Source organism: Actinophytocola sp. (assembly GCF_036378875.1).
GTDB lineage: Bacteria > Actinomycetota > Actinomycetes > Mycobacteriales > Pseudonocardiaceae > Actinophytocola.
This window is the reverse complement of the sequence record NZ_DASUVO010000063.1, coordinates 36,667-50,130: the sequence shown is the minus strand read 5'-3', so window position 1 is coordinate 50,130 and position 13,464 is coordinate 36,667. Positions and strand designations below refer to the sequence as shown.

The 13,464-nt window shown below is 69.9% G+C and carries 12 protein-coding genes; 3 read left to right on the top strand and 9 right to left on the bottom strand.

Annotation, left to right across the window (positions count from 1 at the left end; translation table 11 throughout):
* Positions 1–32 precede the first annotated feature (32 nt).
* Positions 33–692, bottom strand: a complete 660-nt coding sequence (locus VF106_RS18315; RefSeq protein ID WP_330840954.1) for a response regulator — start codon at positions 690–692, stop codon at positions 33–35.
* A complete protein-coding gene (locus tag VF106_RS18310; RefSeq protein ID WP_330840953.1) occupies positions 689–1,975 on the bottom strand; it encodes a sensor histidine kinase in 1,287 nt (428 codons plus the stop codon). The genes VF106_RS18315 and VF106_RS18310 overlap by 4 nt, the downstream gene beginning before the upstream one ends.
* Positions 1,976–2,162: 187 nt before the next feature.
* On the opposite strand from VF106_RS18310, the gene VF106_RS18305 reads away from it, so the two are divergent.
* Positions 2,163–5,117, top strand: coding sequence for an alpha-L-rhamnosidase-related protein (locus VF106_RS18305; RefSeq protein WP_330840952.1), 2,955 nt, complete (start codon positions 2,163–2,165; stop codon positions 5,115–5,117).
* Here the strand turns inward: VF106_RS18305 and VF106_RS18300 are convergent.
* The 4 genes from VF106_RS18300 to VF106_RS18285 form a co-directional block, all read right to left on the bottom strand.
* Positions 5,102–5,887, bottom strand: a complete 786-nt coding sequence (locus tag VF106_RS18300) for an endo alpha-1,4 polygalactosaminidase (RefSeq protein WP_330840951.1) — start codon at positions 5,885–5,887, stop codon at positions 5,102–5,104. The genes VF106_RS18305 and VF106_RS18300 overlap by 16 nt on opposite strands.
* Complete coding sequence (locus VF106_RS18295; protein WP_330840950.1) at positions 5,888–6,328, bottom strand: YdeI/OmpD-associated family protein; 441 nt, start codon at positions 6,326–6,328, stop codon at positions 5,888–5,890.
* Between the two features lie 5 nt (positions 6,329–6,333).
* Positions 6,334–6,717, bottom strand: a complete 384-nt coding sequence (locus VF106_RS18290; protein ID WP_330840949.1) for a cold-shock protein — start codon at positions 6,715–6,717, stop codon at positions 6,334–6,336.
* A gap of 191 nt (positions 6,718–6,908) precedes the next feature.
* Positions 6,909–7,202, bottom strand: coding sequence for a hypothetical protein (locus tag VF106_RS18285; protein WP_330840948.1), 294 nt, complete (start codon positions 7,200–7,202; stop codon positions 6,909–6,911).
* 243 nt (positions 7,203–7,445) lie between these two features.
* On the opposite strand from VF106_RS18285, the gene VF106_RS18280 reads away from it, so the two are divergent.
* Together VF106_RS18280 and VF106_RS18275 are read left to right on the top strand one after the other, a co-directional pair.
* Entirely contained in the window at positions 7,446–10,382 is a 2,937-nt protein-coding gene (locus VF106_RS18280; protein WP_330840947.1) for an AfsR/SARP family transcriptional regulator, read from the top strand.
* A gap of 170 nt (positions 10,383–10,552) precedes the next feature.
* A complete protein-coding gene (locus VF106_RS18275) occupies positions 10,553–12,031 on the top strand; it encodes a serine hydrolase domain-containing protein (protein WP_330840946.1) in 1,479 nt (492 codons plus the stop codon).
* A 54-nt stretch (positions 12,032–12,085) separates the two neighbouring features.
* Here VF106_RS18275 and VF106_RS18270 read toward each other — a convergent pair whose 3' ends face one another.
* The 3 genes from VF106_RS18270 to VF106_RS18260 all read right to left on the bottom strand — a co-directional run bounded on the left by VF106_RS18270 (position 12,086) and on the right by VF106_RS18260 (position 13,460).
* The gene (locus VF106_RS18270) at positions 12,086–12,265 is read right to left on the bottom strand and encodes a hypothetical protein (protein ID WP_330840945.1); all 180 of its coding nucleotides are present in this window, start codon (positions 12,263–12,265) and stop codon (positions 12,086–12,088) included.
* An 89-nt stretch (positions 12,266–12,354) separates the two neighbouring features.
* Positions 12,355–12,510, bottom strand: a complete 156-nt coding sequence (locus VF106_RS18265; RefSeq protein ID WP_330840944.1) for a hypothetical protein — start codon at positions 12,508–12,510, stop codon at positions 12,355–12,357.
* Between the two features lie 116 nt (positions 12,511–12,626).
* On the bottom strand, positions 12,627–13,460 hold the full coding sequence (locus VF106_RS18260) for a class I SAM-dependent methyltransferase (RefSeq protein ID WP_330840943.1): 834 nt from the start codon (positions 13,458–13,460) through the stop codon (positions 12,627–12,629).
* Between the last annotated feature and the right edge of the window lie 4 nt (positions 13,461–13,464).

Here is a 13,464-nt window from a genome sequence, read left to right as displayed (position 1 = left end):
CGCGCGACCCACGGCCGGGTCCTCCTCGCGATCTACACGCCGCCCGGCGCGACGATCCCGTTCTCGTACGCGAAGACGACCGCGTGTGTCCGGTCGCGGAGGCCGAGCTTGGTCAGCACGCGCGAGACGTGCGTCTTCACCGTGGTCTCGCCGAGGAACAGCTCCTTGGCGATCTCCGCGTTGCTCGCGCCGCGGGCCAGCTGGACCAGCACCTCGAACTCGCGGTCGGTCAGCTCCGGTGGCCGGTGCGCTGGCACGGGCGGCGCCGGCGCGGAGAACCGCGCGATGACCCGGCGGGTGACCTCCGGGGACAGCAACGCGTCGCCGCGGGCCACGATCCGGACCGCCTCGACGAGGTCCTCCGGCGACGCGTTCTTCAGCAGGAAGCCGCTCGCACCGGCACGCAGCGCCTCGAACAGGTAGTCCTCCCGGTCGAACGTGGTGAGGATGACCACCCGCGTGTCCACTGTGGAGGACCCGAGGACGCGTCTGGTCGCCTCCAGCCCGTCGATCCCGGGCATCTGGACATCCATCAGCACCACGTCGGGCTCCAGCCGCGTGGCCAGGTCGACCGCGGCCAGCCCGTCGCCCGCCTCGCCGACGACCTCGATGTCGTCCTCCATGCCGAGGATGACCCGGAAGCCCGCGCGAACGAGGTCCTGGTCGTCGGCGAGGAGTACCCGCAGCGTCATGAGTTCTCCCTCGGGCCCGCCGGGACCGGCAGGCTCGCGCGTACCCGGTAGCCGGCGTCCCGGCGAGGCCCGGCCTCCAGCTCGCCGCCGTGGACGGCGACACGTTCCCGCATGCCGACGAGCCCGAACCCGCCCCGTTCCGGCCGGCCGGCGTGCCCACGGCCGTCGTCGGTGACCTCGATCTCCAGCGCGCTGTCGAGGTAGCGGACGCGGACGTCGGCCGTGCGGGCGCCGGCGTGCTTGACCACGTTGGTCAGCGCTTCCTGCACCACCCGGTAGGCCGAGAGCGCCACGCCCTCCGGCACCGGCCGCGGGTCGCCGTAGACGCCGTGGGTCACCTCGATGCCGGCCGCGCGGGCGGAGGACAGCAGCTCGGAAAGCTGGTCAAGGCCCGGGGTCGGGGTCGGCTGCTCGGCGTCCTCGGCCAGTTCGGCGCGCAGCACCCCGAGCAGCCCACGCAGCTCACCGATCGCGGTGCGAGCGGTCTCCTCGACGGTCTGCAACGCGGTGCGGGCGAGCTCCGGATTCTTGTCGAGCGCCCGCCGGGCGGCGCCGGCCTGCACACCCATCACGGACACGTGGTGGGCGACGACATCGTGCAGGTCACGGGCGATCCGCAACCGCTCGGCCACGATCGCGCCGTGGGTGTTCTGCTCCTGCGAGCGGCGCAGCTCGTCCGCCTGGTGCTCGAGCTGTGCCTGGCGGCGAGCCGACAGCCACGCCATGTTGCCGACCAGCCAGGCGATGAAGAAGTACACGACGTTGACGACGATGTTGACGAGAATGAGCGCCACGAAGGGGTCGAACGGCCCGGCGGCGTCCTCGAAGTCCGGCCGCGGTTCGAGGATGACCTCGACCAGCGACACCCCGAGCCAGCCGGCCATCAGGACGATCACGCCGATCCGCGCCCACCGCGCCACCGTCCGGTTCGGCTGCCGCGCGCCCACGGTGTAGAAGGCGAGGAACAGCGCGAACCCGGGTGTGTTGTTGTCCCCGATGTGCCGCGCCTGCGCCACGATGAACACCACACTGACGACCATCAACACCGCGACCGGAAACCGCCGCCGCACCGCCAGCGGCGCACAGAGCGCGGCGGCCCACAGGAACTGCTCGGCCAACGAGGGCGCGGACCCGAAGGCGAACGCGCCGACGCTGTTGACCAGCACGAGCAGGACGAGCCCGCAGGCCAGCGCCCCGACCGCGACCAGCACGTCACGCCGCTGCTCAGCGGGCGTGGGCCGCGGCCGCCGCCACCGGCTCCAGTCAGACTCGAAGGTCCCCATGGCGGTCAAGGTAGCCGGTGTGGTGGCCGATGTCTCGAGGGTGCCCTTGAGGACCTGAACGTCCCGAGGGTGCACTTCAGGACATCGGGGAACCGGCCCTCGGTTCAAGGAAAGCGCTTGCCCGGACGCGGGGTCCGGCGGTTTAATCGTTGCAACAGCGCTGTTCGACCGACCCGGGAGTGCGCCGATGCGCCGTCGTCGAAGCTTGTCGCTCTTCTTTCTCGTGGCCGTGCTCCTGACGACGTTCGTACCGGGCGCGTCGGCCAACGCCGGCAACCGGGCTCCCGGTGCGCCGACCCACCTGACCGTCGACGGCCGGAGGAATCCGCCCGCCATTGACGGTGTGCCCCATTTTGGTTGGCTGCCTACCGATCGCGATCGCGGCGAGATCCAGAGCGCTTACCAGGTCGTTGTGCGGCGCGGCAAAACCGTGGTCTGGGACAGCGGTCGTGTGGCGTCGTCGCGGCAGTCGTGGGTTGATGGGCCCGAGCTGACACCCGGCACCACCTACCGCTGGACCGTGCGCACATGGGACCGGCGGGGCGCGGCCTCCCCCTTCGCGCCGTCCGCGTCCTTCGACACCGGTATCACCGACTGGGACGGCGCCGCCTGGATTCGGCGTGCCACGAGTGGGAACGACGCCGCGAACGAGTGGACCCTCGCCCGGAAAGCGTTGCGGATCAAGAACAGTCCGGTGACCAGGGCCCGCGTGTACGTCGCCGCGATCGGGGACTGGGAGCTGCGGGTGAACGGCCGTGTCGTGGGTCGTGGCTCGTCGTACGGTTACCCCGGCGAGGGGTACTACGACGTCGCCGCGCCCGCGTTCCGGTCGGGGGACAACGCGATCGGCGTTCGCTACCACTACTGGAACTGCCGGTGTCAGGGGCGCGCCAACGGTCCGGTCGACGGACCCTCCGGCCTGCTGGTCAAGGTGGTCGTCGAGCACGCGGACGGCACGCGCCAGGTCTCGGTGTCGGACGGGTCGTGGCGGGTCTCGCGCGACGAGGCCCAGGACGTCTCGACCATCACCTACCGCAACTCGGACGCGGGCGACGTGGTGGAACGCTACGACGCCACCCGCGAGATCACCGGCTGGGACACCGCGCGCTTCGACGACAGCACCTGGGCACCCGCCTCGGTCATCGGGCCGCATCCGAGGCCGGCGGGTGACTGCGCCGCCTACGGCTCGGCGCCGTGCACGGTCACGCGCCTCGCGGCACAGCAGGCACACATCGACCGGTGGACCATCCGCCCGGTGTCGGTGCGGCGGCTCCCGGACGGCACGCTGTTCGCCGACATGGGCAAGGTGGTCTCCGCGGTGCCGCACGTGAGCTTCCGCAGCGGCACGGCTGGACGCCAGGTCACGATGACCACGAGCTACCGCCGCAACAACACGACGCTCGCCGCCGCGGCCGCCGCCGGCGCGCGGACCGTCCAGTTGGTCACCGCGGCCAATGTGCACGCCGGTGACGAGATCGTGGTCGACGCACCGGCCAGCGGCTTCGGAGCCGGGGCACCGGAAACGCGGACCATCGTCACGGTGACTCCGGAAGGGACGGTCGAACTGGACCGTCCACTCGGGATGGCGCACGCGGCCGGGGCGTGGGTGGAGAACTCTCGCGCCGGTACGTCTGGTTTGGACACTCAGGGCAGCGACATGCGGTTCCACTACACGCAGAAGGACGGGCCGCAGGTCGCCGAACCGTTCACCTACTGGGGATGGCGGTACCTGGAGATCAGTGGCGCACCGGACGCCGGGATCGCGGCCGTGGCGCAGGCGACCGACGCGCAACGGGCCGAGGAAGCCTCGTTCGACAGCAGCGATCCGACGCTCGACGCCGTGTTCGACCTCATGAAGCACTCCGCGCTGATGTCCGCGCAGAACGTCTTCCTCGACACGCCGACGCGGGAGAAGGGTCAGTTCCTCGGCGACGCCATCGACATCTCGTTCGCGACCATGGACTCGTTCGCCGAGCGGAGCCTCACCCGCCAGGCCATCGTCGAGTTCATGCACTCGCAGTCCCGGTACTGGCCGAGCGGCGCGCTCAACGCCGTCTACCCCAACGGTGACGGCCGGCGTGACATCCCGGACTACACCGAGATGTTCCCCGAGTGGGTCATGCGTTACTACCAGCTCACCGGCGATGGTTCCCTGGTGGCACAGGTACTTCCCGCGATGAAGCGGGTGGCAGGCTACCTGTTGTCCTCAGTGGACGTGACGGGTCTGGTGCACCAGCTGCCCGGCGGCAGCGGCCCGTACGCCAACGGGATCATCGACTGGCCGGCCGCCATGCGGTACGGCCATGTGGTCACCGACAACGGTTCCCGCACGGTGGTCAACGCGCTCGCGGTCGGCGCCCTGCGTGCGGTGGCCGATGCCGCGACGATCACGGGCGACCCGGACACGGCCACCTTCTACGACCAGCACGCCGACGCTATCGCCGCCGCCATGAACGAGCGACTCCGTGACCAGGCGACCGGCCTCTACTCCGACGGTCTGGCACTGTCCACAGGGGAGCGGATCGACAGCTTCTCCCAGCACGCGCAGAGCTTCCCCATCGCGTACGGCATCGCGCCGCCGGAGTCCTTTGCGGCTCTCGGCACGCACATCGACGAACTCGGCATGCGGCAGGGTCCGATGACGTTGCGGCAGCTCCTCGGCGCGCTGTTGAAGGCGGGCCGGACGGACACGGTCCTGCGCCTGCTCACCGACCCCACCGGCGACGGCCCGGCACGCACGCTCGCCGAGGGCGGCACGTTCATGTGGGAGCAGTGGACGCCGGGCTGCGCGGTCGCGAGCTGTACCGGAGCGGCCGTGAACCAGCGCAGCAGCGAGAGTTTCTCGCACGGCTGGGGCGCCGCGGGCATCAGCGCGATCCTGCAGGGCCTGCTGGGCATCGAGGTGACCGGTCCTGGCTCGTCCACGGTCCGGATCGCCCCACCCACCAGCGGCCTCGATCACGCCAGCGGTACACAGTGGACCGAACGCGGCCCGGTCACCGTGCGCTGGACACGCACGGGCAAGGGCGTCGAGCTGGACGTGACGCTCCCGGTCAACGTCACCGCAACGGTGGTGCTCCCCTCCGGCGAGCACACCGCCGGCTCCGGCCGTTCACACTTCACCAGTCAGCACGTCCGGTAGACGTACCCCTCGCTGTCCGGAGTGGACACCTCGACGTCCCGCAGGACGATGCTGAGCTGGTCGCGCCACCCGGCGCATGCCGTCGAGAGGCCCTGTTCGGTGTACTCGATCACGATCACGTTGGCGCCGAACGCGTCGACGTAGCCCTCGCACTCCTCCTCGTAGCCGCACTCCTCGGCGACGGCGAAGTCGAGTCCGTTGGCTACCCGGTTCTCGGCCAGTTCCACGGTGTTCTTCTGCCCGATGGCCAGACCGACCTGGTGGGCGTGCGCGGACAGCAGCCGGATGTGGGCCTGGGCATGGTCGTCGGTGAGCAGGTCCTGCGAACGGGTGTACGAGTCGTAGTTGTCCGGTTCGATCGCCTGGAAACCCTTGTCCGCGCACTCGTCGACCCACGCGTTGACCCGGTCGGCGATCCGCTCACGCGTGGTCGCGGTGCGGATGTCGAGCAGCGCCTCGTCCCAGTCCTCGTCGTAGACGATGTTGCCGCCGCCGTCGCGGAGCAGCAGGTCGCCCCACTCGTCCTCGGTGCCGGGCTGGGCCTGGAACCCGTTGACGTAGCAGATGTTGTACAGGCCGGGGGCGGGGTCGTCGTCGTGGTCACGGCTGACGACCGTGACCCCGTCGGGCGGTGGGTAGCCGCCACCGATCTGGTAGTCGAACGGCGCGTGCGCCGGCGGAAGCGTGACCGCGGCGGCACACGCGGCGGTCCCGCTGGGGATCACCAGGAGAACGGCGCCGAGCACCGTGAGGGCGTAGGCACGGATCATCTAGGAAACTCCGGTGAGTCGGTCGAGCACGCCCTGGATGCGTCGCCGGCGGGTCTCGGGCTTCTTGGCGACCTCGACGGCCTCGACGTTCTCGCGTTGGTGGGTGTAGGACAGGCGGTCCCAGCGGTCCCGAACGCCGGCCTCGTCGATGGCGGCCGCGAGGTCGGCGGGCAGGGTGACGACGCGTGGCTGGTCGTCGAACGCCACCGTGACCGAGAAGGGCTCACCGGCCACGATGGCCGCGGCGGTGGCGTTGGCCTTGTTCAGCGGCACGTAGTACTCGCCGCCGTACACCGCGACCGTCGACCGGTACGTGTGTTCCCGCACGGTCACGACCACGGGTGGGCGGGCCTTGCCGAACAACGCACGGACGTCGTACGGGATCTTGATCCCGCCACCGGCCGAACTGTCGAGCGTGACCTGGAACCGCAACGGCTCCACGGGCCTCAGTCCTCGACCCAGCCGTGCTCGCGGGCCTTCACGACCAGGCCCTGACGTGCCTGCAGGATCTGCTGCGCGGACATCGTCGGGGCGGCCGAGAGCAGCGTCTCGGTCACCTCGGCGATGAACTTCTTCGTCGACAGCACGTCGCACAGGTCGCTGTCCAGACCGCGGGACGGCTCGGGCTGCCCGAGCATCCGCACGTGCGACGCCTTCGGACCGCGCTCGCCCTCCTCGACGGTGAACTCCACCATCGTGCCCGGGGTGAGCAATCGCTTGTCGAACGAGAGGTCGTTGACGTGGATGAACACGTCCTCGCCGCCACCTTCCGGCGCGACGAACCCATAACCGCGAACCTCGTCGAAACGAACCACTTTGCCGCTGACCATCACTGCACCTGCGCCTCACACCGCACCAAAACGTGACGCCACCCTAGCGCAACCCGCGCGGAAGCGCTCCGCCCCGCTCCCGTGCGTATAAGTGAGCTGTCCGTCCGTGAGCACGCCGGTACCGCGTCGCCGGCGGTCGTGCACCGCCGGCGACGCGGAGTCGAAACAATCACCAGAACAGATGCCTCGCGTCAGATTTGTGTACGCCGTCGGGCGACGTCCCACAGGTGATAGATCACCCGTCCGACCTGCTCGGCCGTCACGGCGTCGAAGTTCCCGCCGCGCACCATGATGTTCCTGGCGGGAATTCCCACCAGGCACCACCGGCCGCGCCGCTGCCGGGCCACCGCGAGGACACATTCGGGGTACCGCCGGTGGACGGACGAGATCCACCGGCGAGCCTGGCCCCGGGTGCGGTGCTGGCCGATGACGATGTCGGCGGACTGCAGCCACGCTCGGGTGCTCGTGCCTTCGACGCCAACCACCGCTTCGTGGTCCGCCAATGACATTCGCCGCCGGGACTCGTGGAATCTTGGCAACTGCCACCTCCGTGAATCGACTGTGAAATCGAGCGTGGCAACGCGATGTGCAATCGCCTTGCAGACGGCTTGCAGCACACTGGACGTGCGCGTAACGGTTGGATATCAGACCAGCTAACCGAACCAGGGCGAGGTATTCGAGTCACACACTCGGTTGGGAAAGGCATCCAAAAGGTCTGGGGCCAGACGGTGGAAGTCAGCATTCTCGGGCACGTGCGCCTACGCATGCAGGACGAGGTGCACCTGCGCACGGTGAAGATGCGGGGCCTGCTGGGGTTCCTGTCGTACAAGGCGAACGAGCTGGTGCACGTCGACCGGATCACCGAGGCGCTGTGGGACGGGGACGCGCCACCCGATCCTGGCAAGGCGCTGCAGAGTCCCGCGTCCCGGCTGCGTCGGGTCTTCCGGGAGGAGAACTGCCCCGCCGAGCTGACGCACGAGCACCGTTCCTACCGACTGGACATCGATCAATCCATTGTGGACTTTCATCGGTTCCAGGCCATGATGCGGGAGGGGCACCGGGCACGCGGCGGCGGCGACCTCCGGGTGGCCGCGGACCTGTTCGCCGCCGCGCTGGAGCTGTGGTCGGGCCCGCTGTTGGCCGATCTGGACACGCAGTGGGCGCGGCGCCAGCGCGAGTCGCTGACGAACAGCCGGCTCATTCCGGCCTACTGCGCGCTGTTCGACACCAGTCTGCTGCTCGGCGACCTCGACTCCGTCCTCAATGGACTGCCCGCGCTGCTGTCCGACCACCCGCACGACGAAAGTCTCGCCATCCGGTGGGTCCGGGCCCTCACGGACGCGAACCGCGCCGACGAGGTACCGGTCTTCTTCCGCGAGTTCGCCAGCCGGTTGGCCGACGACCTCGACGCGCCCCCGTCCGCCGACCTGGTCCAGGCCGTCCGGGACGCGACGGCAAGGCGACCGGCCCGCACGGCGCGGAAACCGGCGCTGCCAAGAGACGTCCCGTACTTCACCGGCCGCGACGACCTCCTCGATCAGCTCGACACGCGGCTGGCCGCCGGCGACACGGGCGTCGTCGCCCTCGACGGGCTGCCGGGCATCGGCAAGACCGCGCTCGTCAAACACTGGGCACGCAGCCGGCGCGCCCAGTTCCCCGACGGTGTCCTGCACGACGACCTGGCCGGCTACTCGACCGGGCCGCCTGCCGAGCCGCACACGGTCATGGGGCGGTTCCTGGCACAGCTGGGCGTCGATCCGGCGGGCGTGCCGGACAGCACGGACGCGCGGGCCACGTTGCTGCGGCGGCTGCTGGCCACCAGGGCCGTCCTCGTGTGCCTGGACAACGTGCGCGACAGTTCCCACGTCCGCCCGCTGCTCGAAGCCACCTCGCCGTGCCCGGCGCTGATCACCAGCCGGCAGCGGCTGACCGGGATCACCTACCGGGACGGCGTCCAGTCGCTGTCCGTCCCCGCGCTCGCGACGTCCGAGGCGACGGAACTGCTGGCCAAACGCATCGGCTCCCGAGCGTCGGAGGACCCCGCCGCGTTCGCCACGCTCGTCGACCTCTGCCGGGGACTACCGCTCGCGCTGCGCATCGTCGGCGAACACGTCGCGATGCGCCCGGCCGCCCCGATCGGCGAGTTGGCCGACGAGCTACGCCACACGCAGCGCCTGCTGGACGCCGGCGCCCACGGCGACGACCACACCACCACGCTCCGCTCGACGTTCTCGTTGAGCTACCGCGCGTTGCGCGACGAGGAGCGGCGCCTGTTCCGCCTGCTCGGCCTCCATCCGGGCACGAGGTTCAGCGTGCGTGCGGCCGACGCGCTGGCCGGCACCGGCGACACGGAGCGTGTCCTGGACGCACTGGTCGGCGCTCACCTGGTCGACCAGGAGGGCGCGGGCCGCTACCACGCGCACGACTTGCTGCATGCCTTCGCCGCGGACGCCGCGCGGGAGGACGAGCCGGCCGAGCAGCGTGCCCGCGCGTTCCGCCGGCTGCTTGACTGGTACCTGCGGTCGGCGCGCCAGGCCGGGATGCGACTCAGCGCCGACGACCAGCACGTGCCGGAGCTGGTGCCCGAGGAGCCGGTCGAGGCGCTGACGTTCGACAACGGCGGCGACGCCCTTCGCTGGCTGCTGACCGAGCGGCAGAACCTGGTCGCGTCCACCTACCGGGCCGCGGAGCTGGGCCATCACGAGCACGTGTGGCGGTTCGCCGGCGTGCTGAACGTGCTCAACCGGCACGAGGACCCCCAGAACCTGCTGGAGATCAACGAACTGGGCCGCCGCTCGGCGGAGCTGACCGGCCACCGGGACGCGGTGGGCGGGTGCCTGAACAACATGGGCACGATCCATGCCCGCCGAGGTGAGGACGCGGCGGCCGGCCGCTGTTTCGAACTGGCGCACAAGGCGTTCACCGAGGCCGGCGACCGGCGCGGGGTGGCCGTGACCACGCACAACATGGGCGTCGTCCATCTCAAGTTGGGACACCTGACCGAGGCGATCACCTGGCTCGACGAGGCGTTGGCGATGAGCCTGCGTGACGGAAGCGAGTGGCAGGTCGCCAACACCCACCGCCGCCTTGGCGACGCCTACCGCAAGCTGGACCGGCTGCCCGAGGCACGTTCGCACTACCGCAGATCGCTGTACTTCAGCCAGGCCCACGACGACCTGGCCGGACAGGCCGCCAGCATGTCGAGGCTGGCGGCCCTGAACCTCGACGAGGGTCTGCTCGACGAGGCCGTCCAGTACGGTCAGGCCGCCGTCGACATGTTCGACCGGGTTCTGGTGGACCGGGACGGCACCGCGGCGGCGCTGTGCGTCCTGGCCACCGCGCACCTGCGCCACGGCACCCACCGGACCGCGATCTCCATGGCCCGCGAAGCGGTACGCACGTATCAGGAGACGAAGAACGCCTCCGGCGAGGCCGACGCGCTCATCCTGCTGGGGCGGGCGCTGTCGGCCTCCGGCGAACCCGCGGCGGCCGCGACCATGTGGTCGGCGGCGGCCGAGCTGATCAGCGCGCCGGCCGACCCGCGCGCCGACGTCATCCGCGACCTGCTCGCCGGCGCCGACGAACAATCGTTGCCCGCTCCTCGCACGGAAGGATCACTGGGTGGCGGGCCGGTCGTGAACGAGCTTCCCTCGGACGTCGGTTAAACGGTTCGCGGGCACCGTGGGCGACACGGTACGGTCGGAGGCGGTGGTTTCCCGGCCGCCTCTGGGTCCGCGGGCAGAGCTGCAAGCTCACCGGTTCACGTGAAGCCATCGACGGCAGGCCTTTTCCCGCCCGATGTCGCGGACCCGCGGGCGCCAAGGGAAGGACTGCCTTGTCCGATCAGTCACGTGCGCTCCCCGACCGGCCGAACCTCCGGTACCTGAAGCTCGAGGCGAAACGCCGCCTCTCGTCAGGGGAGTTCACCACTCTTCACCAGGCCCAGCTGGCCATCGCCCGCGAGCACGGGCAGTCGAGCTGGACCGCGCTCAAGGAACACATCGAGGGCAGCCACGCGTTGGCGCAGATGCGGTGGGCGATCTCCCGCTTCGCGCCGGCCGGCACCCCGGGCTGGAATCCTCCCGACGAGGAGGAGCTGCGTCGACACTTCGACGACCGCTACCTGAGTCTCGTGCCGACGGACTGGGTGATCCGCCTGTTCGACACGCTGACCAAGCGTTTGCGCGAGGGCCTCACCGACGTGCGGGCCGAGCCGCTGCGCCTGCGTGCACGACTCGGCGACCTGCGGGTCGAGGCGGCGACCGAGTCCGAACCGCCCTACCGGCTGCGCCAGCTGCGGTTCTACCCACTGGAGGGGAAGGCCGACGACCCGCGCGTGGCGTCACCGCCGACGCGTGACTCCGGGACGGTGCCGGCGGAGGCGGCCGCGGTGGCCGAGCACTCGTTCACCGAGCTGGGACTGGTCGGGCTCCTCGTGGCCGGCGCGACCGGTGACGGCCCGGCGTGGGTGACCGCACGCGGCTGGGCGAACCTCGACCAGGGTGACGCGCTCCTACCCGAACACCGGTTTCCCGCGTACTCGATCACCAAGCTGATCACAGCGACGACCGTACTGCGGCTGGTCGCGGACGGGCGTGTACAGCTCGACGCGCCCGCGAACACCTACCTGCGCACCATCCGGCTGGCCGACGACGCCGTCACGGTGCGGCAGCTCCTGTCCCATGCCGGCGGCGTCGACAACCCCACGTCGATGTTCGCCGACCGCGTGCCCGACCTGGTCTCGGTCACCGGTCCGGTCGCGGCGTGCGGCGGCACGCCCGGCACGTACGCCTACGGGCACGGCGAGTACGCCATGCTCGGCCAGCTGATCACCGACGTCACCGGCTCGCGGTACGAGGACGTGGCCGCCCGGTGGGTGCTCGAACCCCTCGGAATGAGCACCTCGTGGTTCCCAACGGAGCCTCCCACCACCGGGGTGGTGACCGGCCACCACCTCACCGACGGCGGCGTGTTCGAACGCGTGCCGGCGCAGGTCGCCGTCGTGCCGGCCGCGGGTGGACTGTGGACCACCGCAGCCGATCTCGTCCGCTTCGGGACCGCCTGGTCCTCGCTGCTACCGGACGAACTCGCCCGCGAGGCGCTTTCACCGCAGGCCGAGTTCGAAGGGGGCGACGCGGGTCTTGGCTGGGGGCTCGTTCGTCCCAAGGACATCGCCGGGCATCCCGGCGCCGGTCCCGGCTTCTCCGCGTCCCTGATCATCCGCCCCAGCACCGGCCAGACCTGGGTCGTCGTCACCAACCGAAAAGTCCTGGTCGAACCGATCAACGAACGTCTGGCACTCCCACTCGACTGAGCATCCCGCGCGGAGGGCAACTGGCGTTCGCCCTCCGCGCGGTGCCGGTTTGCGCTAGGCGGCTCCCTGCGGTCCGCTGACGATTCCCAACATGTCGTACCAGTCGAGTCCGTAGGCGACGGACCCTGCGAAAACCCACCGGGCGGCCTCACCGAACCGAGACAGCATGGAGGGCTTGGTCGCCGGCAGGAAGTCTTCTTGATCCAAATTCATGGCGGCGATCATGCCACGCATCGATCATAAAGGTATACCCGGATGTCACCTTCGCCGAATGGCCGCTTGTTGGCGACGGGACAACAAGTAGTTGATCGTCCAGAGGCGATTTACATACCGATCAGTTTGCCGACGATCGACAGCATGTCGTACCAGCATGACTTGAAGGCACTGGAACTTTGAGCTACCGACGAGTAGGAATCGGCCAGCGTGGACAGTGGTCCGGAGCCAGCCGTCGACATGGTGTCGATGATCAATGTGAACATGCCGAGACATGCTTCCCTATCCGCCTCGGTCCAATTTCAACCGGCCGAGTGCGGGCGTGACTACCGGCGGCAGTAGAGTGGAAGGAACAAACACCCAATCGTGTCTATTATTGGCACTAATGGGTGCTATCGGCCTCTGCGGCTTGATACAGGTTCAGTCGGTATGCTCCGAATTCTGGCGGGAGCACTCGGGAGATCAACCGCAGGCCGTGGCGGTAGAGCCACGGGAGCCGGGGGGCCAGTTCCGGTTGCGGGTCGGCGAGTGTGCGGCTCTCCAGCAGGTGCAGGCCCCACTCCGCGAGGCTCGACGGGTCGTCGCAGGCCCAGTGCATGCGGGCCGACAGGACCTCGAGGACCGGGTTGCGGTCCTGGCGGTCGATGGCCGCGCGGCCGCCCGTGTCGAAGGCGACCAGGCTGCCCGGGAAGCGGGTCGCCACCTGTCGCAGGGCGGTGCGGGCCTTGTCCTCGGTCAGGTAGGTCAGCACGCCCTCGCTGACGAAGAAGTACGGGCCGGGGGCGGCGGCCACCTGGTCGATCCAGTCCGGGTCCACCAGCGAGCCCGCCAGCATGGTGAAGCGCTCGGTGTCGTGGAAGAACCTGCGGCGCAACGCGATGGCGTCCGGGAGGTCCAGGTCGAAGAACCGCGCGCGGCCGTTGTCCACGCGGTCGGAGCGGGTGTTCAGCCCGACACCGAGTTCCACCACGGTCCCCTCGGGGTGCTCGTCGAGGAACCGCCTGACCCACACATCGAACATCGCGGTGCGCAGGACCGCCAACGGCAGCGACGCGCCACGGAACTTGGTGAAGTCGTAGTCGATCCGCGCCACCAGTTCGGCCGACTTGCGGTCCGCCAGCATCGGGCGGCGGGCACCCAGGTCACGCGCGCGGCCGTACAGCGTGAGCAGCAACGTTTCCTGCACAGTGCCGAGCCGAACGGCTTCCTTCGCCACAACC